This window comes from Amycolatopsis sp. NPDC049159, assembly GCF_040648295.1.
Lineage (GTDB): Bacteria > Actinomycetota > Actinomycetes > Mycobacteriales > Pseudonocardiaceae > Amycolatopsis > Amycolatopsis pretoriensis_A.
Genome location: NZ_JBEZDL010000005.1, coordinates 25,108 through 44,529 on the forward strand (window position 1 = coordinate 25,108; position 19,422 = coordinate 44,529).

A 19,422-nucleotide genomic window follows, 5' to 3' on the forward strand; every position below is an offset into this window, starting at 1 on the left:
ACTACGCTCGGGAGCATGTTCGACGAGCTGGCGTTCCCGGTCATCGCCGCCCCGATGGCGGGCGGGCCCACCACCCCGGAGCTGGTCGCCGCGGTGACCGAGGCCGGCGGGTTCGGCTTCCTCTCGGCCGGCATGCTCACCCCCGCGGCGCTGGCGGCGCAGATCGACCGGACGCGGGAGCTGACCGGCGGCGGGTTCGGCGTCAACCTCTTCGTCCCGCAGCCGGACACGGGTGCCGACATCGACGCGCACCGCGAACGCCTCGAGGCCTTCGCCCGCGAGTACGACGTCGAGCTCGGCGAACCGAAGTGGGACGACGACAACTACCCGGCGAAGCTCGAGGTCGTGCTCGAAAAGCGGGTGCCGGTCGTGTCGTTCACCTTCGGCCCGCCGTCGCCGTCGGAGATCCAGCGGCTCAAGGACGCCGGCGCGAAGGTCGTCATCACCGTGACCACGCCCGAGGCCGCGCAGCGCGCCGCCGACCTCGGCGCCGACGCGCTCGTCCTGCAGGGCTTCGAAGCGGGCGGGCACCGCAGTCTCTTCACCGACGACGCCCGGCTGCCCGGCGGTGGCGCGGAATACGGCGTGCTCGCGCTGCTGCGGCTCGTCGCCGCGCGCGTCGACCTGCCGCTGATCGCGGGCGGCGGCCTGGTGCACGGCGCGGACGTCGCCGCGGTGCTCGCCGCCGGGGCGGTGGCCGCCCAGCTCGGCACGGTCTTCCTACGCGCGGACGAGGCCGGGACGTCGGAGGCCCACCGGAAGGCGCTGGCGCTCGCCGAACGCGAGACGGCGTTCACCCGCGCCTTCAGCGGCCGCCCGGCGCGCGGGCTGGTCAACAAGTTCACGGACGCGCTGTCCGACGGCGCCCCCGCGGCCTATCCGCAGCTCAACCACCTGGCGGGGCCGGTGCGCAAGGCGTCGGCCAAGGCGGGTGACCCGGAAGCGATTTCGCTGTGGGCCGGCCAGACCTACCCGCTCGCCTACGACGCCTCGGCCGCCGTCATCCTCGAGCGGCTGAAGGTCGAGGCGCGCGAAGCCGCCGCCCGCCTCGACCGCATCCGCTAGTCCGTCTTCCCGCCCTCGGGAGCGCCGCCGGTGCGGTTCAGCACCGAATTCCGCCGGCTGTAGAGGAAGTAGACGATCATCCCGAGCACGAACCAGACGGCGAACCGGATCCAGGTTTCCGGCTGCAGGAACGTGATCAGCCAGAGCGAGAACACGATGCCGACCGCGGGCACCACCGGCATGCCCGGCGTCTTGAACGTCCGGGGCAGGCCGGGCTGCTTGTAGCGCAGCACGATCACCGCGACGCAGACCACGACGAACGCGAGCAGGATGCCGATGTTCGTCAGCTCCGCGGCCTCGCCGATCGGCAGCACCCCGGCGATGACCGCCGACGCACCGCCGAGGATCCACGTCATCCGGCTCGGCACCTGCCGCTTCTCGTTGGTCTTGCCGAGCCACGCCGGCAGCAGGCCGTCGCGGCTCATCGAGTAGCCGACGCGGGTGGCGCCCATCAGGAACGTGAACAGCACGGTCAGGATGCCGATGATGGCGCCGATCGCGATCACCGTGGCCAGCCCGTCGAGACCGACCGACTTGAACGCCGTCGAGAAGCCGCTCTTCGGGTCGATTTCGGTGTACTTCTGCATGCCGGTCAGCACCAGGCAGGCCAGCACGTAGAGCACCATCGAAATGCCCAGCGAGTAGAGGATCGCCTTCGGCATGTGCCGTTGCGCGTCCTTGGACTCCTCCGCGGCGGTGCTCATGGCGTCGTACCCGAAGACGGCGAAGAACACCGTCGCCGCGCCGGTCACCGCGCCGCCGAAGCCGGCCGGGGCGAACGGCGTGTAGTTGCCGGTCTTGACGTAGAAGAAGCCGACGAGCACGACCACCAGCACGATCAGCACCTTGATGCCGACCATCGCCGTCTCGAACCGGGCGGCGCTGCGGATGCCGCGGTTGAGCAGGTACGCGATGAGCAGGCAGAGCAGCGCGGCGAAGAGGTCGACCTTGTGGCCCGGCCCGGTGCCGGGCGCGCCGAGCATCCAGGCGGGCAGGTCGAGGCCGAGCTGGCCCAGCAGGAAGCTGAAGTAGCCGGAGATGCCGATGGCCACCACCGCCACGATCGCGGTGTACTCCAGCAGCAGGTCCCAGCCGATGAACCAGCCGACGATCTCGCCGAGCACGGCGTAGCCGTAGGTGTAGGCCGACCCCGCTTTCGGGATCAGGCCGGCGAATTCGGCGTAGGAGAACGCGGCCGCGGCGCTCGCGACGCCCGCGATGAGGAACGAGATCAGCACGGCGGGCCCGACGCCGGGGATGCCGGCCGAGTCGTCGCCGTGCGCGACACTGCCGGCGAGGGCGAAGATCCCCGCGCCGATGATGCCGCCGATGCCGATGGCGGTCAGTTGCCACAGCCCCAGGGTGCGTTTGAGGCCGCCGGCTTCGCTGGTGTCCTGGATCTGGTCGATCGGCTTGCGCCGGAAGATGCCGGAGCTGGAGCCCAGGCTTGGAGCGGACATCTTCGTCTCCCGAACGTCGGTGTACGAGCCCGGATCACGGACCCAACGGGGGAACCTACCGCCAACTCCGCGTGAAGACAGCGTGAGCGGATCAGCCCGCCGCGGTGTCCTCGCTCACCGCTTCCGACGCCGTCGCGGCCGCGCGCTTGGCCTGGGTGGTGCGGACCGCGCTCGCGGCGAAGTAGGTGAGCAGCTCCGCGATCTCGACGGGGTCGTCCAGCTGCGGGCAGTGCCCCCAGTCCTCGCGCACCAGCAGCCTGCTGTGCGGCACCAGCGTGTGCAGCTGGCGCCCGGACGCGGCGGTGACGAGCTTGTCCTTGCCGCACGCGACGACCAGCAGCGGGACCTGGACCGAGTCGAGGCGGTAGGCGTCGGCGAGCTCCGCGACGAGCTGCCGCGCCTGCTCGAGGCGGCTCTTGGTCGCGCGGTAGTCCGGGAACAGCGCGGTGAAGCGCTGCACCTGCGCCGCGTCCGCCGCCGTCGAGTCGGCGTAGAGCAGCCGCGGGACGAGCTGCTCGGCGACCTTGCGCACCAGGAACCCCGGCACCGGGACCGGCAGGGACGAGTACAGCCGCAGGGGCAGCGGGTAGCGCGCCATCGTCCGGATCAGCCACGAGTCGACGAACCCCGGCGCGGCGATCGAGACGACGCCGGAGAGCGGCAGCCTGCTGTTCTGCGCCGCGCGCAGGCTCATCGTGCCGCCGAGGGAGTTGCCCGCCAGCACGACCGAGCCGAGCACGGCCTGTTCGCGGACGACGGCGGTGGTGAAGGCGTCGAGCTGCGGCAGCATCGGGCCGGGCCGCAGCGGCTGCGCGTCGCCGAAACCGGGCAGGTCCACCGCGATCGCCGGGATGCCGGCGGCGGCGAGCTGCTCCAGGGCGGGGCGCCAGGTGTCGGCGCTGTCGCAGTAACCGTGCAGCAGCACCAGGCGCGGCGCGGTGGGCCGCAGGTGCGGGACGGCGGACTTGCGCCGCAGCGAGCGGCGGGGGAGCTCCGGTTCGGGGCCGGTGTCGCCGACCTCGAGGACGCGGGTGCGGACGCCGGCGTAGCGCCGGAAGGAGACCCGGATGGGATCCGGATCACTGCTGGGCCGGCCGCCCGGTCCAGCCGGAGCGGGCCGCTTCGTCGCGGTCATGTTTACAGATTAGCTTGCCGCCCTTGGGTTTTGGTCGAATATGGGTGCTAACGACCAGATCTCGATCCGAGTACGTTGACAATTCACCAAGTGGGCGGTACAAGCGGTGACCTGGGCGGGCCGGGAGCCGATCCGCCCAGGTCAGCGCGTCAGCGAGTGAAGACGATCTTGCCGGCGGTGTCGCCGTCGAGCATTGCCTGGAATCCCTTGGCTGCCTCTTCGAACGGCAGTTCCTGCCCGATCTGCGGCCGCACGCCGGTGATGTCGAGGTAGGCGAGCAGGTCCGCGAGCTCGTCGCGGGTGCCCATGGTCGAGCCGGAAACGCGCAGCTGCAGGAAGAAGACGCGCTGCAGTTCGGCGCCCGCGTCCGGGCCGCTGGTCGAGCCGGAGACGACGATGATGCCGCCCGGCTTCAGCGACTTGACCGAGTGCGACCAGGTCGCCTTCCCGACGGTCTCGAACACGGCGTCGACGCGCTCGGGCAGCCGCGCGCCCGACTCGAACGTCTGGTGCGCGCCGAGACTCGTGGCCAGCGCGCGCTTCTCCTCGGTCCGGCCGGTCACCCAGACCCGGAACCCGGCCGCGCGGCCGAGCTGCACCAGCGCCGTCGAGACACCGCCGGAGGCGCCCTGCACGAGCATCGTCTGGCCCGGCCGCAGCCCGGACTTCACGAAGAGCATCCGGTAGGCGGTCAGCCAGGCCGTGCCCATCGTGGCGGCCTCGGCGAAGCTCAGCGCGGTGGGCTTCGGCACGACGTTGCGGGCCGGGACGATCACCTGGTCGGCGAACGTGCCCTGGTGCTTCTCGGTGAGCAGAGTGCGCTTCGGGTCGAGGGTGTCGTCGCCCTGCCAGCCCGGCGCGTTGATCACCGAGTGGAGGACGACCTCGGAGCCGTCGTCGAGGGTGCCGGCGCCGTCGCAGCCGAGGATCATCGGGAACTGCTCCGGCTTGATGCCGACCCCGCGCAGCGTCCAGAGGTCGTGCATGTTCAGGCTGGCCGCCTTGACGTGCACGCGGACCCAGCCGTCCGGCACGTCGGGTTCGGGTCGCTCGCCGACGACGAGCGAGTCCAGCGGGCTGTCGGCGTTGGGTTCCTGCGCGTACACGGCGAACATGTCCAGCAACGTACCGCCCCAGGCACGCGGGGGCAGCGAAGCGCGCGTAGGCTCACACTGTGTTCAACGGGCTTGCCGACTGGTGGGACGAGGTCGAGCTGTGGCTCGCCCAGGCGTGGTTCCCGGTCCAGTTCGTGCTGGTCATGGTGGTCGTCGTGCCGCTGTGCCTGGCCGCCGCGTGGGTGCTCGACAAGCTCGTCGGGCTGTTCGCCAGCCGCCTGACTCCGGGGCGTGACGACGACCGCTCCGACGGGTCGGCATAGGCTCGCGCACCATGTTCAACCGAAGGCGGATCACCGCCGCGCTGATCGGGCTCCTCGTGCTGGTGCTGGGGGGCTGGCTGGTCAAGGACGCCGTCGGCGGCGGCTCGTCGTCGCCCGCTTCGAGCAGCGCTCCCAGCTCGTCTTCGAGCACGCCCGCCAAGGGCGGCGCCACCGTTCCCGGGTCCGACTCCGGGCTCCCGCTGAAGGCGCTTTCCGCGTTGCCCGCCCAGGCCGCGGACACGTGGAAGCTGATCGAAAAGGGCGGGCCGTACCCGTACCCGCGCAACGACGACGTCGTGTTCGAAAACCGCGAGAAGCGCTTGCCCGGCAAGAAGTCCGGCTACTACCACGAGTACACCGTGAAGACGCCGGGCAGCTCCGACCGCGGCGCGCGGCGGCTGATCACCGGGCAGGCGCACGAGCTGTACTACACCGGCGACCACTACTCGTCGTTCGTCGTCGTGGACCCGGCCCGATGAGCGCGCCGGAGCAGGCGAAGGCCGCCGCGGAGGCGGCGTTCGCCCGAGGTGCGTACCCGCACGTCGTGAACTCGCGGCCCACTGTGGACAAGGTGAGCACGCTGGGCGCGTTCGCCGATGCACTGTCCTTTCCGGACCACTTCGGGCAGAACCTCGACGCGCTCTACGACTGCCTGACCGACCTGTCGTGGCTGCCGCCGGGGGAGCACGTGCTGATCTGGCCGGGCTCGGACGCGCTGCGCAAGGCCGAACCGAAGACCTACCTGGCAATCCGCAGCGTGCTCTCGGACGCCCAGCGCGCGCTCGGCCCGAGCGGGCGCAGCGCCGGTTCGTGGCGGCTCACGGTCGTCCTGCCGGACGCCTGAGCGGCGTCCCCGCGCGCTTGACCGTGCGGATCACCGGCGCGCTCTCGAGCGTCTGCACCCCGCGGATTCCCGCGACGCGGCCGGTGAGGTAGCGGTAGAGGTCGCCGCCGTCCCGGCAGTTCACCATCGCGGTGAGGTTCGTGGTGCCGGTGGTGGCGACGGCGAACGACGTCTCCGGGTGGCTCGCCAGCGCCTCCCCCGCTTCGGCCAGGTGCGCGGGGGACACGGTGAGCCACAGCCGCGTCTCCGACCGGAACCCGAGCCCGGCCGGGGAGACGTCGAGGTGGTAGGTCAGCGTGCCGTGCCGCCGCAGCACGTCCATCCGGCGCCGAACGGCGGAGTCCGACCAGCCGGTCGCTCTCGCCAGCGCGGTGTAGCTCGCCCGGCCGTCGTGGGCGAGCGCGTCCGGGAGCGGCTGGTCCTCCGGCGCCGGCGGGAGACTCCCCCGCGGCGGTGGCGGCCGGAGCTGCTCGACCTGCCCGGGGGACAGGCACCGCACCCCGCGCCAGCCGTCCGGGAGCGCGAACGTGTGCAGCAGTTCGTGCGCGGAGACGGCGGTGACCCGGCTCGCCCGCGGCAGCTTGTGCAGCAGCAGGTCGTCCCGCCCGGTCGTGTCGGGGGCGTGGACGGTGCAGGAGATTTCGGTGCCGCCGGAGAGCAGGTGCACCCACGACACGTCGGGCCGGTCGGCCAGCGCGTCCGCGACGGCGGCGCCCGCGTCCGGCGTCGTGCGCAGCCGCAGCGTCCACGTCGTGTAGCCGGCTTCGCCGCCGCTGACGGCCCCGGTGACCCGCAGGACGCCGGCGGTTCGCAGCCGCTGGTAACGCCGGGCCGCGGTGTTCTCCGAGACGCCGAGCACCCGGCCGATCGTGCGCATCGGGGCGCGGCCGTCCAGCTGCAGCGCGTGCACCAGGCCAGATCCTTCGGGCCACCCGAAGGGAGTTTCGATGCGCAAGTGGTGGCCGTTGCTCGCGGTCTGTGCGGGTTCGTTCCTGTTCCTGCTGGACACGACCGTCGTGACGGTGGCGCTGCCCCGGATCGGCGCCGACCTGACGGCGTCGCTGGGGCAGTTGCAGTGGGTGCCGGACGGCTACACGGTGGTCCTGGCTGTGCTGATGCTGGCGGCGGGTTCGCTCGCCGACCGGTGGGGTGTGCGGCGGGTGTTCGTGAGCGGGCTGGCGGTGTTCGGGCCGGCGTCGCTGGCGTGCGGGCTGGCGCCGGACATCGGGACGCTGATCGCCGCGCGCGGGGTGCAGGCGGTCGGCGGCGCGGCGCTGGCCGTGACCGGGTTCGCGGTGCTGGCCGCGACGTACGAAGGGCGGGCGCGCGCGACGGCGATCAGCGTCTTCTTCGCGGTCAGCGGCCTCGGCGCGGCGGCGGGGCCGCTGGTGGGCGGAGTGCTGACCGAGTACTTCGGCTGGCCGGCGATCTTCTTCGTCAACGTGCCGTGCGCCGGGCTGACCGCCGTGTTCGCGGCTTTCGCGCTGCCCGCGGACACCCCGGCGCGGCGCGGCCGGTTCGACTTCGCCGGCGCGGCGTGGTTCGCGGTGGCGGCGGCGAGCCTGGTGCACGGGCTCACCCTGGGCGGCTCGGGACAGTGGACGTCACCGGTCACGCTCGGGGCGCTGGGCGTTTCGGCGGTCGCCTTCGCGGTGTTCGGCGTCGTCGAGCGGCGCCCGGACCCGCTGCTGGACCTGCGGTTGTTCCGCGACCGCGAGTTCACGACGCTGGTCGCCTGCGCGGCGGCGTCGACGCTCACGTTCGCGGCGCTGGTGTACGTGTCCCTGTGGCTGCAGACGGATCGCTCGCTGAGCCCCGTCGCGGCCGGGCTCGCGCTGGCGCCGCCGGCGGTGGCGTCGTTCCTGACGTCCACACTGCTCGGGCGTTTCCTGCACCGCTTCCCGCCGCGGGTCCTGCTGGGCGCCGGGGTGCTGCTGGGCGCGCTCGGCTGCGTGCTCCTGCTGGGTGTGGCGGTGCCGGCGGGCCTCGCGGTGACGGGGATCGGCGTCGGCATCGCGGGCCCGGCGACGGGCGCGGCGATCGCGGCGGCGGCCCCGCCGGGGCGGGCCGGGATGGCCGCGGGGATCCTGACGACGACCCGCCAGTTCGGCCAGACGCTCGGCGTCGCGGTGCTCGGGATCGCTTACCAGGCCGGGGGCGTGCGTCCGGTGTACGCACTGGCCGCGGCGTGCGGCGCGGCCGCGAGCCTGCTCGCGCTGTTCCCGCGGAAGCAGGCCCGCGTCGCGGCTTAGTCCTGCGGGACCCAGTTCGGCTTGCGCTTCTGGGCGAAGGCCAGGATGCCCTCCTGGCCTTCCTCGCTCGCGAAGAACTTCGCCGACAGGCCGAGCATCTCGGCGAAGCCGTCGGACGGCGTCGCGAAGCGGGGGCGGCTCAGCAGGGCCTTCGTCTCCGCCAGCGCCTTCGGGCCGCCGGCCGCCAGTGCCTTGACGAAGCGGGCGACCTCGGCGTCGAGGTCGTCGGTCGCCGAGTTCAGGAGGCCGATCTCGACCGCGCGGCGGGCGTCGAACGTGTCGCCCGTCAGGAACAGCTCGTGGGCCGCGCGCGGGTTGAGGCGGGGGAGGACCGTCAGGGAGATGATCGCCGGGACCACGCCGATGCGGACCTCGGAGAAAGCGAACGTCGCTTCCGGCACCGCCACCGCGATGTCGCACGCCGCCACCATGCCGATGCCGCCGGCGCGGGCGGGGCCGGCCAGGCGGGCGACGACCGGCTTCGGGCTGGTCCACAGCTGCTCGAGGATCTTCGGGAACTCGTTGACGCCCTGGTCGCCCGCGCTGCCGCCGCGGGCTTCCTTGAGGTCCATCCCCGCGCAGAACACCGGGCCCGTGTGGGTCAGCACGACCACGCGCACGGCGTCGTCTTCGGCCGCCTTCGTCAGCGAGTCCGAGAGCTCGCGGCGCAGCTGCGCCGACAGCGCGTTGCGGTTGTGCGGGGAGTCCAGGGTGATCGTGGCGGTGCCGCCCACCACGTCGTAGTGCACCAGTTCGTCAGCCATGCCCGTCACCCTTGCACATTCGCCGCGGGTGGCCGGTGTTACGCGGGGCACAGCCAGCCGGGGTCACCCCCGTGGGCGGCCGCTTCCGGCGAGAAGTGCTGCTTCAGCGTGAAAGCGTCCGGCGTCGGGCCGTGGACGCGCAGGTGCCGGATCTTCGCCTCGGCCTCCGCGGTCGTCGGCCGGTGCCCGGCGGGGACCCACCAGAGCACGGTCATCGCCTCGCGGACGTGGTGGAACCACTCGCGGCGGCGCTTCATGACCGCGACGTGGGCGGCGGAGAACGCGAAGGCCGCGAGCGCCTCGACCGACGTCCACACGGACATGTTGACCAGCACCCCGGACGTGCCGCGGACGTCCCATTCGAAGGCGCGGACGGAGGTGGCGTCGCCGTCCTCGGTCTGCAGGCGCCAGACGAAACCCGGTGCGCGGTCGGCGATCGCGTTCAGCGGCTCGAGCGCGCCGACGAAGTCCCGGAAGGACTCGTCGTCGAGCGGCGCCTTCATACGGCTGATGTTGACCTGAGCGAGTTCGAAGTTCCCCATGCGGCCACCCTACGGGCGCGACCCGCAGGGTGGCCGGGGAATTTCAGCCGATGGTCGTCGTGGTGAAAACGGGGCTGGGGTTGGGGAAGCACGCCGTCGGCGCGGTGACGTCGCCGATGATGCTGCTCGCCACGGCCTTGAACGTCAGGCCCGGGTCGCTGTAGCTGGTCCCGGACAGCTTGGTCTCGATGGTGCCCGACTGGCCTGCCGTCAGGTGCGCGGTGATGGTGGGCAGCTCGAAGGTCGCACCGCCCGCGATCGGGCCGGGGAAGCTCAGCGTCGCGACGCCGTTCGCGACCGCGATGGCCGGAGCGGTGCTGCCCAGGCCGGAGCCGCCGGCGAGGTCGGCGCCGACGTAGGTCGAGTTGGCCGGGATGGGGAACTTGAGCGCGAAGGTGTTGATGTTCTTGACCTTGTTCCCGCTCACATCACCGGGCACGGTGTTCGGCGCCGGGTCGATGACGACGTCGAAGGCACCGCCCGGAGCGACCGTGGCGGGCGCGGTCACGTCCGCGTCCTGGTTGAGCGACACCTTCTGCGGACCGACGATCGGAGCATCGGCCTGGCAGTCGAAGGTGACGGCGGTGGCCGCCTGCGCCGGCGCGGCGAGGGCGATCGGAAGGGCGGCGGCCGCGGTCAGAGCGGCGAGCCGGGAAAGGTGAAGAGCTTTCATCTGTATCCACCTACCTGCGGTTTCAAGAGGGGAGGGAGAAAGCTGCGCAGCGCTTAGATAGTTACCGGCAAGTTAACTAGCTCGTCAAGGATTTACCGTTCCCATGCACGCGGGGTGACGGCAAATGTGAATAAGACTCGCCTTTTGGCGGTGTCGCTCGGGACTACGCGTACTGGCGGAGCAGTCCGCTCACCGCGGACGCGTACCGGCTCACCACCACGTCCGCGACGCGCGGGTCGTCGGCCAGCGGGTCCGCGATGAACGCCTTCGGGTCCGCCTCGCGAGCCAGTCGCGCGATCCGGTCCGGCAGCAGTCCCGGTGCGAGGAACCACGAGCCGACGATCAGGTGCCGCGCGCCCCGCTCCCGCAACCGGGCCGCCGCCGTCGGGATGTCCGGCTGGGTGGCCGATGCGAACGCCTCGCTCACCGGGATGCCCAGCCGCTCTTCCCAGCGCGAAGCCAGCGAAGCGACCACGGCGTTGGCGGCCGCGTTGGACGACCCCACCGCGCTCAGCAACACCCCCGTGTCGCGGCGGCGGGGTGCCGAAGCCAGCCGGTCCAGGGCGACGGCCTCCAGGGCCGGGTCCGTGCCCAGCACGTCCGACACCCGGATGCGGAAGCCCGGGCACTCCGCGACGACCGCGGCGATCAACGCGGGCAGGTCCACCCGGGCGTGGAACGCGCTGCCCAGCAACAGCGGCACCACGACCGCCGTGCGGTGACCGGCCGCATACAACTCCCGCAAAACGTCCGAGACGAGCGGCGAAGAGAGGTCCAAAAAGGACTCGTGCACCGACAGCCCCGGTGCCTGCGCGCGCACGACGTCCACGAGCGCCCGCACGGTCGACGCCGAGCGGGGGTCGCGGCTGCCGTGCGCGACGGCGACCAGGGGTGGCGTCACGAGAAGCGCTCGCCCACCAGGCCGGCGGCCAGGGTGTCGCCGTCCTTCGGGTCGATCACCAGGAACGCGCCCGTGCGGGGGCTGACGCCGTAGTCGTCGACGCCCAGCTCTTCGGCCAGGCGCAGCGTGACCAGGCCGATGTCGTTGAGCTCCAGCGACGCCGGGGCGTCCACACTGGACAACGTCTGCTCGTCGAAGCGCGCGTGCAGCTCGCCGACCAGTGCCTGGACCGTGCGCGCGCCGTGCTTGACCAGTACCCGCGCACCCGCCTTCAGGGGCTTCGACGACAGCCAGCACAGGGTGCCGGTGATCTCGTCGGTGACCTGGGGCGGGGCGTCCGCGGCCGCGATCAGGTCGCCGCGGGAGATGTCGATGTCGTCGGCCAGCAGGAGCGTCACCGACATCCCGGAACCGGCTTCGGCCAGCGGGCCGTCGGCGGTGTCGATGCGCTCGACGCGGCTGCGGATGCCCTGCGGCAGCACGACGATCTCGTCGCCCGGGCGCACGGTGCCCGCGGCGATCTGGCCCGCGTAGCCGCGGTAGTCCGGGTACTCCGCAGTGCGGGGGCGGATCACGTACTGCACCGGGAACCGCAGCGCGGAGTCGTGCGGGTCAGGGGCGACCGGGACGTCCTCCAAGTGCTCCAGCAGGCTCGGGCCGCTGTACCACGGCGTGCGCTCCGAGCGGGTCGCGACGTTGTCGCCTTCGAGCGCCGACACCGGGATCGTGAGCACCGACCCGCGGGCGTAGCCCAGCGTCTCGGCGTGCGAGGCGAACTCCTCGGCGATCACGGTGAAGGTCGCCTCGTCGTAGTCGACCAGGTCGATCTTGTTCACCGCCAGCACCAGCTGCGGCACGCCCAGCAGGGCCAGCACGGCCGCGTGCCGCCGGGTCTGCTCGATGACGCCCTTGCGCGCGTCGACCAGCAGCACCGCCAGCTGCGCGGTGGACGCGCCGGTCACCGTGTTGCGGGTGTACTGCACGTGCCCGGGCGTGTCGGCCAGCACGAACGACCGCTTCGGCGTGGCGAAGTACCGGTAGGCGACGTCGATGGTGATGCCCTGCTCGCGCTCCGAGCGCAGGCCGTCGACCAGCAGGGACAGGTCCGGTGTGGACAGTCCCTTGTCGACGGACGCGCGCGTGACGGCGTCGAGCTGGTCGGCGAGCACCGACTTCGTGTCGTACAGCAGCCGCCCGACCAGGGTGGACTTGCCGTCGTCGACGCTCCCGGCCGTGGCCAGGCGCAACAGCGAGCTCATCAGAAGTACCCCTCACGCTTGCGGTCTTCCATGGCCGCTTCGGACATCCGGTCGTCGGCGCGGGTGGCGCCGCGTTCGGTGAGCCGTGACGCGGACACCTCGGCGATGACGTCTTCGACGGTGGTCGCGGCGGACTCGATCGCGCCGGTGCACGAGCCGTCGCCGACGGTCCGGTACCGCACGGTCAGCTCGCGGACCTCTTCGCCGGGCCGCGGGCCGCCCCACGGGCCTTCGGTCAGCAGCATCCCGTCGCGCAGGTACACCTCGCGCTGGTGCGCGTAGTAGATCGACGGCAGCTCGACCTTCTCGCGGGCGATGTAGTTCCAGACGTCGGCCTCGGTCCAGTTGGACAGCGGGAAGACGCGCACCTGCTCGCCCGGGCGGTGCCGGCCGTTGTACAGGTTCCACAGCTCGGGGCGCTGCCGCCGCGGCTCCCACTGGCCGAAGGCGTTGCGGAGGCTGAAGATCCGCTCCTTCGCCCGGGCGCGCTCCTCGTCGCGGCGCCCGCCGCCGAAGACGGCGTCGAACTTGTTCTCGGAGATCGTGTCGAGCAGTGGCGTGGTCTGCAGCGGGTTGCGCATCCCGTCGGCGCGCTCTTCGAGGCGCCCGTCGTCGATCCAGTCCTGGACCTTCGCGACGACCAGGCGCAGCCCGTGCCGCTCGACGACCCGGTCGCGGAACTCGATGACCTCGTCGAAGTTGTGCCCGGTGTCCACGTGCAGCAGCGGGAACGGCACCGGCGCCGGCCAGAACGCCTTGATCGCCAGGTGCAGCAGCAGCGTCGAGTCCTTGCCACCGGAGAAGAGGATCACCGGCCGGTCGAACTCGCCTGCCACCTCCCGGAAGATGTGAATGGCTTCGGATTCCAAAGCCGCCAGGTTGTCCTGTGCCGCGTCGGTGGCGGGCTCCAAGGTCGTCATGCGTCCCTTCCTCAGCCGTGCAATCCGCACTCGGTCTTCGACTGACCCGCCCACCGGCCGCTGCGCGGGTCCTGGCCCGGCTCGACGCGAGCCGTGCAGGGGGCGCAGCCGATCGACAGGTAGCCGATCGAAACCAGCGGGTTTTCGAGGATCCCGTGCTCGCGGATGTAGCCGTTGAACTCGTCGTCGGTCCACGCCGCGATCGGGTTGACCTTCACCAGGCCGTTGCGGTCGTCCCAGGTGACGATCGGGGTGTTCGCGCGGGTCGGCGCGTCGACCCGGCGCACGCCGGTGATCCACGCCGAGTAGTTCGAGAGGGTCTTGCGCAGCGGCACGACCTTGCGCAGGTTGCAGCACAGCGTCGCGTCGCGCTCGTGCAGCTTCTCGCCGTACTCCGCGTCCTGCTCGGCGACGCTCTGCTCGGCCTGGGCGTTGACGATCTTCACGCCCGGGTAGACCGTCTGCACGGCGTCGCGCGTGCCGAGGGTCTCGGGGAAGTGGTACCCGGTCTCGAGGAAGAGCACGTCCACCTCGGACTTGACCTTCGTGGCGAGGTCGATGAGCACGGCGTCCTGCATGTTGGACGCGACGATGAAGTCGTCGCCGAACGTGTCGACGGTCCAGCGGATCGCTTCGTCGGCGGTGGCGTCCGCGAGCTCCTTGGAGGCGCGCTCGGCGAGGGTCTTGTAGTCGGCGGTGGCGGTCATCGGGAAACCTCCGGGAGGGACAGGCCGAGGAACTTCACCGAGAAAACCCGGCGACAGGCCGAACACAGCCAGCCGCCGTTCTCTTCCGGCCGCAGATCCTCGTCACCGCAGTACGGGCAGTAGTACGGAGCCGCTCGCTCGGTCACTGGAGGGCGCTTTCCTCGGCGCGCAGCGCCCACTGCGCGAACCGCTCGCCGGGTTCGCGCCCGGTCACGTAGTTGCGGACGACGCGCTCGACGTACCCGGTCAGCTCGCCCGAGGTCACCTTGTGCCCGCGCAGCTTCCGGCCGAACCCGGCGTCGAGGCCGAGGCCGCCGCCCAGGTGCACCTGGAAGCCTTCGACCTGGTTGCCGTCGGCGTCGGTGACGATCTGGCCCTTGAGGCCGATGTCCGCGGTCTGGATCCGCGCGCAGGAGTTGGGGCAGCCGTTGAGGTGCACGCTGACCGGCGTGTCGAGGTCCTTCTGGATGTCCGCCAAGGACTTCTCGAGGTCCGCGACCAGCTGCTGCGCCCGCGCCTTCGTCTCGACGATGGCGAGCTTGCAGAACTCCAGCCCGGTGCAGGCCATCACGCCGCGCCGCCACGGCGACGGCTTCGTCTCCAGCCCCAGTTCGCTCAGCTCGGCCTCGAGCGTGGCGACCTGGGCCTCGGGGACGTCGAGCACGACGAGCTTCTGCTGCGGGGTGAGCCGCACGCGGGCCGACCCGGCGCGCTCGGCGGCCTTGGCGACGGCGACGAGCGTGCCGCCCGACGACCGGCCGGCGATCGGCGCGGCGCCGACGTAGAAGTTGCCGTCGACCTGCGGGTGCACCCCGACGTGGTCGAGCGGGGCGGCGGGTTCGGCCGGCGCCGGGCCGTCGATCAGCTCGCGCTTGAGGTACTCGTCCTGCAGCACCTGGCGGAACTTCTCCGCGCCCCAGTCCTTGACCAGGAACTTGATCCGGGCGCGGGAGCGCAGCCGCCGGTAGCCGTAGTCGCGGAAGATCGAGATGACGCCTTCCCAGACGTCGGGGACCTCGTCCAGCGGCACCCACGCGCCGAGGCGCTGCCCGAGCATCGGGTTGGTCGACAGGCCGCCGCCGACCCAGACGTCGAAGCCGGGGCCGTGCTCGGGGTGGTCGACGCCGACGAAGGCGATGTCGTGGATCTCGTGCGCGACGTCGGGCTGGCCGGAGACCGCGGTCTTGAACTTGCGCGGCAGGTTCGCGAACTCGGGCTTGCCGATGTAGCGGCGTTTGATCTCGTCGATCGCCGGCGTGCCGTCGATCACTTCGTCGGCCGCGATGCCGGCGACCGGCGAGCCGAGGATGACGCGCGGGCTGTCGCCGCACGCTTCCATCGTCGTCATGCCGGACTGCTCGAGCTTGTCCCAGATCGCGGGGACGTCCTCGATCCGGATCCAGTGGTACTGGATGTTCTGCCGGTCGGTGATGTCGGCGGTGTCACGGGCGTACTGCTGCGAGATCTCGCCGAGCACGGTGAGCTGCCGGGTGGTCAGCGCGCCGCCGTCGAGGCGGACCCGCAGCATGAAGTAGCTGTCGTCGAGCTCTTCGGGCTCCAGCGTCGCGGTGCGGCCGCCGTCGATCCCCGGCTTGCGCTGGGTGTAGAGGCCGAACCAGCGGAACCGGCCGCGCAGGTCGCCCGGGTCGATCGCGTCGAACCCGCGGTGGGCGTAGATGTTTTCGATCCGCGCCCGCACGTTGAGCGGGTGATCGTCCTTCTTCGACCGCTCGTTCGGGTTCAGCGGCTCCCGGTAACCGAGTGCCCACTGCCCTTCGCCGCGCTTCTGCTTCGCGCGGGCGGGTCGGGCGGGGGTCTGACGCGTGGGCGTGGCCATGGCGGCGTCCTCCGAGGGGGCTGTCCGATTTCGTGGCGGGTGGTGGCGACGGCAGTCAGCGAACGGGTGCGCAGAGGGCGCTCGCGACCCGCAGGAGGTCGACGTGGCGGCGGGCCACGAGGAAGTCACCGGCATGAGTCACGACGTGAGCGTGCCACGCGTCCACAATGTGGTCCAGGCCTGACCGCATGCTGGGAGAAGGGTCACTCACCTGCGAAAATCGTGTCAACCATGCTGCGTGCGGACTCTTGCGCCGTTCAAACCACTACATGTAGAGTACTTCGGACACAGTGGTTTGAAGAGGGGAACTGGATGCAGGTCAAGGGTTTCGGGGCGGGGTACCTGGTCGACGACGTCGCCGCGACCACCCGCTTCTACGCCGACGTGCTCGGGCTGCCGGTCACCGTCGAGCTGGACTGGTTCGCCAGCGTCAACGCCGGCGCGCCGGGCTACGAGATCAGCTTCGTGCAGCGCGGGCACGCGTCGGTGCCGGCGGGGTACCGGGCGGCCGAGACGACCGGCGTGATGTTCGGGCTCGTCGTCGAAGACGCGGCGGCCGAGGCGAAGCGGCTGGCGGAGGCGGGGGTGGACCTCGTCGTGCCGCTCGTCGACGAGGTCTACGGGCAGCGGCACTTCTACGTCGCGGACCCGGACGGCGTGCTGCTCGACGTCATCGAAATGATCCCCGTCGACCCCGAGTGGGCGGCGGCGAACCTCCCGGCCTCGTAGGGGACAATCGGGGCGTGCCCGAGCTGCGTCCCGACCCCACCACCCCGATCGATCCGGCGTTGCCGGAAAGCGCGCTGGACGGGCTCGGCAGCAGAGCGTTCGGGGTCTACGTGCACGTCCCGTTCTGCGCGACGCGCTGCGGTTACTGCGACTTCAACACCTACACCGCGGGTGAGCTGGACTCCGGCTCGTCGCCCCAGTCCTGGCTCGAGGGGCTGCGGCGCGAGCTGGAGCTGGCCGCCCGCGTGCTGGTCGTGCCGCCGGCCGCCGACACCGTGTTCGTCGGCGGCGGCACGCCTTCGCTGCTCGGCGCGGACGGCCTGGCTTCGGTGCTCGACGCCGTCCGCGACGTCTTCGGGCTCGCGCCGGGCGCCGAGGTGACGACGGAGTCGAACCCGGAGTCGACGTCGCCGGAGTTCTTCGCCGGGATCCGCGAAGCCGGCTACACCCGCGTTTCGCTGGGCATGCAGTCGGCCGCGCCGCACGTGCTGAAGATCCTCGACCGCGTGCACACGCCGGGCCGGCCGGGGCAGGCCGCCGCCGAAGCGCGCGCCGCCGGCTTCGACCACGTGAACCTCGACGTGATCTACGGCACGCCGGGAGAACGCCCGGACGACCTCCTCGCCACGCTCGACGCCGTGCTGGCCGCCGGCGTCGACCACGTGTCCGCGTACGCGTTGATCGTCGAGGAGGGCACCGCGCTGGCCCGCCGCGTGCGCCGCGGCGAGCTGCCCGCGCCCGACGACGACGTGCTGGCCGCGGACTACGAGATGATCGACGCGGCGCTCACGGCGGCCGGGCTGCGCTGGTACGAGGTGTCGAACTGGGCGGCCTCCGACGCGGCCCGCTGCCGCCACAACCTCGGCTACTGGCGCGGCGACGACTGGTGGGGCGCCGGCCCGGGCGCGCACAGCCACGTCGGCGGGGTGCGCTGGTGGAACGTCAAGCACCCGGCGCGCTACGCCGCGTTGCTGGCCGGCGGCGATTCGCCAGCGGGCGGGCGCGAAGTGCTCACCGACGACGACCAGCACCTCGAGCGGATCATGCTCGAACTCCGCGTCGCCGAAGGGCTGCCGCTCGACGCCCTCGACGAGCCCGGGCTCGCCGAAGCCCGCGCGGCCGCGGCGGAGGGCCTGCTCGACCCGTCTGCTTTGGACACGCGGGGCCGCGCGGTGCTCACCGACCGCGGGCGGCTGCTCGCCGACGGCGTCGTCCGGCGGCTCGCGGGCTGAGCCGGGAATTATTCCGGCCGCCCCGGTCGTTGCTTGTATTGAGCAACGACTTCCGGGAGGCCTCATGGCGCGCGCGATCAAGTTCGACGAGTACGGCGACGTGGAGGTCCTCCGGGTCGAGGACGTCCCCTTGCCGATCGCCGGACCGGGGCAGGTGCTCGTCGAGGTGCGGGCCGCCGGGATCAACCCGGGCGAGGCGGCCATCCGGCGGGGCTTCCTGCACGAGCGCTACCCGGCGACGTTCCCGTCCGGTCAGGGCAGCGACTTCGCCGGCGTCGTGGCCGAGCTCGGCCAAGGCGTCGAGGAGATCGCCGTCGGCGACGAGGTGATCGGGTTCGTCGACACCCGCTCCAGCCACGCCGACTTCGTCGTCGCGGAAGCGGAGAACCTGACGCCGAAGCCCGCCGACCTGCCGTGGGAGGTCGCCGGCTCGCTGTTCGTGGCCGGCACGACCGCGTACGCCGCGGTGGGAGCGGTGTGCCCGCGCGAAGGGGAGACGGTCGTCGTTTCGGGCGCGGCCGGCGGTGTGGGTTCGCTCGCGGTCCAGCTGGCGAAGCTGGCCGGCGCCGAGGTGATCGGCCTCGCCGGCGAAGCGAACCACGAGTGGCTGCGCGAGCTCGGCGTCGTCCCGGTTTCCTACGGGGATGGCGTTCTCGGGCGGATCAAGGAAGCGGCGCCGGACGGCGTCCACGCGTTCGTCGACACCTTCGGTTCCGGGTACGTGGAACTGGCGCTGCACCTGGGGATCCACCCCGGGCGGATCGACACGATCATCGACTTCGAGGCGGCCGCGAAGTACAACGTCAAGACCGACGGCAACGCGGCCGGCGCGTCCGCCGACATCCTGCGCGAGCTGGGCCTGTTGCTGGACAAGGGGTTGCTGACCCTGCCGGTCGCCCGCGTCTACCCGCTGGACGAGGTGCGCGACGCCTACCGCGAGCTGGAACAGCGGCACACGCGCGGCAAGATCGTGCTGCGGCCCTAGTTTTTCGCGGCCAGCACCTTGAGGCCGGCGAGGTAGGTGTCGAGGGCGAACTCGAGGCGTTCGGTGGCCGTCTCGGCGGAGAAGAACTCGCCGATGCGCAGCATGTTCGGGAACGATTCGGCGGGCAGTGAGCGCATGTAGGCGACCATCTGCTCGCCGCGTTTCGCCGTCTCGGCCTGGTCGATGTCGCCCCAGGTCCAGCCGCTGGCTTCGTACGCGTACGCCTTGGCGTAGAGGGAAAGCGCGTCGCCCGCGAACGTCGCCTGCTTGAGCCCGAGGCCGCCGGCGCGCAGCAGGGCGAGCATCGCCTCGCCCTGCTGCAGCGAACTCGGCGTGACCGGCACGGCGATGTCCCACGCCACGCGCGCGATGCCGGGGTGGGCGACCATCACCCGGATCTGCGCGCGGACGAGGTCCTTGACCTGCTCGTCCCAGCGGGCCGGGTCCGGCTCCGGCAGCGGCACGTCGGCGAGCACGGCGTCGAGCATCAGCTCCGCCAGTTCGTCCTTGTTGGACACGTGCGCGTAGAGCGACGCGGGCCCGGTGTCGAGTTCCTGCGCGACCCGCCGCATGGTGACCGCCTCGAAGCCCTCCTTCGCCAGGATTTCCAGCCCTGTCTTCACGACGAGTTCCTGGGACAGGACGGGTTTCGCGGCGCGGCGGCGCGGGGCGCTGCGCCACGGCGGCGGGGGAACGGTCACGCGAACACTGTACTTGACGCGAACGGCGTTCGTCGATA

General features: G+C 71.7%; 23 protein-coding genes. 8 read left to right on the forward strand and 15 right to left on the reverse strand.

The features are described 5' to 3' along the window. Window positions 1-15 precede the first annotated feature (15 nt). Complete coding sequence (locus tag AB0B33_RS10935; protein WP_360769577.1) at window positions 16-1,065, forward strand: nitronate monooxygenase; 1,050 nt, start codon at window positions 16-18, stop codon at window positions 1,063-1,065. On the opposite strand, the gene AB0B33_RS10940 is transcribed toward AB0B33_RS10935, so the two are convergent. The 3 genes from AB0B33_RS10940 to AB0B33_RS10950 form a co-directional block, all read right to left on the reverse strand. Further along, on the reverse strand, window positions 1,062-2,525 hold the full coding sequence (locus tag AB0B33_RS10940; protein ID WP_360769579.1) for an amino acid permease: 1,464 nt from the start codon (window positions 2,523-2,525) through the stop codon (window positions 1,062-1,064). The genes AB0B33_RS10935 and AB0B33_RS10940 overlap by 4 nt on opposite strands. 91 nt (window positions 2,526-2,616) lie before the next feature. Beyond that, a complete protein-coding gene (locus tag AB0B33_RS10945) occupies window positions 2,617-3,660 on the reverse strand; it encodes an alpha/beta hydrolase (protein WP_360769582.1) in 1,044 nt (347 codons plus the stop codon). A 149-nt stretch (window positions 3,661-3,809) separates the two neighbouring features. Further along, window positions 3,810-4,775, reverse strand: a complete 966-nt coding sequence (locus tag AB0B33_RS10950; protein ID WP_247020761.1) for a zinc-binding dehydrogenase — start codon at window positions 4,773-4,775, stop codon at window positions 3,810-3,812. A gap of 59 nt (window positions 4,776-4,834) precedes the next feature. Between AB0B33_RS10950 and AB0B33_RS10955 the strand changes: the two genes are divergently transcribed. The 3 genes from AB0B33_RS10955 to AB0B33_RS10965 are packed head-to-tail and all read left to right on the forward strand — an operon-like array spanning window position 4,835 to window position 5,882. Then, window positions 4,835-5,038, forward strand: a complete 204-nt coding sequence (locus tag AB0B33_RS10955; RefSeq protein ID WP_360769585.1) for a hypothetical protein — start codon at window positions 4,835-4,837, stop codon at window positions 5,036-5,038. A gap of 11 nt (window positions 5,039-5,049) precedes the next feature. Continuing rightward, complete coding sequence (locus tag AB0B33_RS10960; protein ID WP_247020764.1) at window positions 5,050-5,517, forward strand: ribonuclease domain-containing protein; 468 nt, start codon at window positions 5,050-5,052, stop codon at window positions 5,515-5,517. Beyond that, a complete protein-coding gene (locus AB0B33_RS10965; RefSeq protein ID WP_360769588.1) occupies window positions 5,514-5,882 on the forward strand; it encodes a barstar family protein in 369 nt (122 codons plus the stop codon). The genes AB0B33_RS10960 and AB0B33_RS10965 overlap by 4 nt, the downstream gene beginning before the upstream one ends. Here AB0B33_RS10965 and AB0B33_RS10970 read toward each other — a convergent pair. Next, complete coding sequence (locus AB0B33_RS10970; protein ID WP_360769591.1) at window positions 5,857-6,792, reverse strand: Lrp/AsnC family transcriptional regulator; 936 nt, start codon at window positions 6,790-6,792, stop codon at window positions 5,857-5,859. The two genes, AB0B33_RS10965 and AB0B33_RS10970, sit on opposite strands and share 26 nt — an antisense overlap. Window positions 6,793-6,829: 37 nt before the next feature. Here AB0B33_RS10970 and AB0B33_RS10975 point away from each other — a divergent pair, with 37 nt between their 5' ends. Continuing rightward, complete coding sequence (locus AB0B33_RS10975) at window positions 6,830-8,134, forward strand: MFS transporter (RefSeq protein ID WP_360769594.1); 1,305 nt, start codon at window positions 6,830-6,832, stop codon at window positions 8,132-8,134. Here the strand turns inward: AB0B33_RS10975 and AB0B33_RS10980 are convergent. The 10 genes from AB0B33_RS10980 to AB0B33_RS11025 all read right to left on the reverse strand — a co-directional run bounded on the left by AB0B33_RS10980 (window position 8,131) and on the right by AB0B33_RS11025 (window position 15,927). After that, entirely contained in the window at window positions 8,131-8,898 is a 768-nt protein-coding gene (locus tag AB0B33_RS10980) for an enoyl-CoA hydratase family protein (protein ID WP_247020770.1), read from the reverse strand. The two genes, AB0B33_RS10975 and AB0B33_RS10980, sit on opposite strands and share 4 nt — an antisense overlap. 38 nt (window positions 8,899-8,936) lie before the next feature. Next, window positions 8,937-9,440, reverse strand: coding sequence for a DUF3291 domain-containing protein (locus tag AB0B33_RS10985; RefSeq protein ID WP_360769597.1), 504 nt, complete (start codon window positions 9,438-9,440; stop codon window positions 8,937-8,939). A gap of 43 nt (window positions 9,441-9,483) precedes the next feature. Then, entirely contained in the window at window positions 9,484-10,113 is a 630-nt protein-coding gene (locus AB0B33_RS10990; protein WP_360769600.1) for a cyclase, read from the reverse strand. Between the two features lie 163 nt (window positions 10,114-10,276). Next, complete coding sequence (locus AB0B33_RS10995) at window positions 10,277-11,014, reverse strand: CbiX/SirB N-terminal domain-containing protein (protein ID WP_360769603.1); 738 nt, start codon at window positions 11,012-11,014, stop codon at window positions 10,277-10,279. Beyond that, entirely contained in the window at window positions 11,011-12,273 is a 1,263-nt protein-coding gene (locus AB0B33_RS11000) for a GTP-binding protein (RefSeq protein WP_360769606.1), read from the reverse strand. The genes AB0B33_RS10995 and AB0B33_RS11000 overlap by 4 nt, the downstream gene beginning before the upstream one ends. Beyond that, on the reverse strand, window positions 12,273-13,193 hold the full coding sequence (cysD, locus tag AB0B33_RS11005; protein WP_360769609.1) for a sulfate adenylyltransferase subunit CysD: 921 nt from the start codon (window positions 13,191-13,193) through the stop codon (window positions 12,273-12,275). Before cysD ends, AB0B33_RS11000 begins: the two co-directional genes overlap by 1 nt. Before the next feature lie 11 nt (window positions 13,194-13,204). Further along, the gene (locus AB0B33_RS11010) at window positions 13,205-13,900 is read right to left on the reverse strand and encodes a phosphoadenylyl-sulfate reductase (protein ID WP_360769612.1); all 696 of its coding nucleotides are present in this window, start codon (window positions 13,898-13,900) and stop codon (window positions 13,205-13,207) included. Then, window positions 13,897-14,046, reverse strand: coding sequence for an Insertion element protein (locus AB0B33_RS11015; RefSeq protein WP_086860657.1), 150 nt, complete (start codon window positions 14,044-14,046; stop codon window positions 13,897-13,899). Before AB0B33_RS11015 ends, AB0B33_RS11010 begins: the two co-directional genes overlap by 4 nt. Next, window positions 14,043-15,737 carry a nitrite/sulfite reductase gene (locus AB0B33_RS11020; protein WP_360769615.1) on the reverse strand — a complete coding sequence of 565 codons (1,695 nt, stop codon included), beginning with the start codon at window positions 15,735-15,737 and terminating at the stop codon, window positions 14,043-14,045. The genes AB0B33_RS11015 and AB0B33_RS11020 overlap by 4 nt, the downstream gene beginning before the upstream one ends. 55 nt (window positions 15,738-15,792) lie before the next feature. Further along, window positions 15,793-15,927: a putative leader peptide gene (locus tag AB0B33_RS11025; RefSeq protein WP_360769618.1), complete on the reverse strand. Its 135-nt coding sequence runs from the start codon at window positions 15,925-15,927 to the stop codon at window positions 15,793-15,795. Window positions 15,928-16,049: 122 nt separating this feature from the next. Between AB0B33_RS11025 and AB0B33_RS11030 the strand changes: the two genes are divergently transcribed. The 3 genes from AB0B33_RS11030 (at window position 16,050) to AB0B33_RS11040 (ending at window position 18,683) form a co-directional block, all read left to right on the forward strand. Continuing rightward, the gene (locus AB0B33_RS11030; protein ID WP_360769621.1) at window positions 16,050-16,466 is read left to right on the forward strand and encodes a VOC family protein; all 417 of its coding nucleotides are present in this window, start codon (window positions 16,050-16,052) and stop codon (window positions 16,464-16,466) included. Window positions 16,467-16,480: 14 nt separating this feature from the next. Then, complete coding sequence (gene hemW / locus AB0B33_RS11035) at window positions 16,481-17,698, forward strand: radical SAM family heme chaperone HemW (protein ID WP_360769624.1); 1,218 nt, start codon at window positions 16,481-16,483, stop codon at window positions 17,696-17,698. Between the two features lie 64 nt (window positions 17,699-17,762). Continuing rightward, the gene (locus AB0B33_RS11040) at window positions 17,763-18,683 is read left to right on the forward strand and encodes an NADP-dependent oxidoreductase (RefSeq protein WP_360769627.1); all 921 of its coding nucleotides are present in this window, start codon (window positions 17,763-17,765) and stop codon (window positions 18,681-18,683) included. Here the strand turns inward: AB0B33_RS11040 and AB0B33_RS11045 are convergent. Then, window positions 18,680-19,294, reverse strand: a complete 615-nt coding sequence (locus AB0B33_RS11045; RefSeq protein WP_360770357.1) for a TetR/AcrR family transcriptional regulator — start codon at window positions 19,292-19,294, stop codon at window positions 18,680-18,682. The genes AB0B33_RS11040 and AB0B33_RS11045 overlap by 4 nt on opposite strands. Window positions 19,295-19,422: the final 128 nt, after the last annotated feature.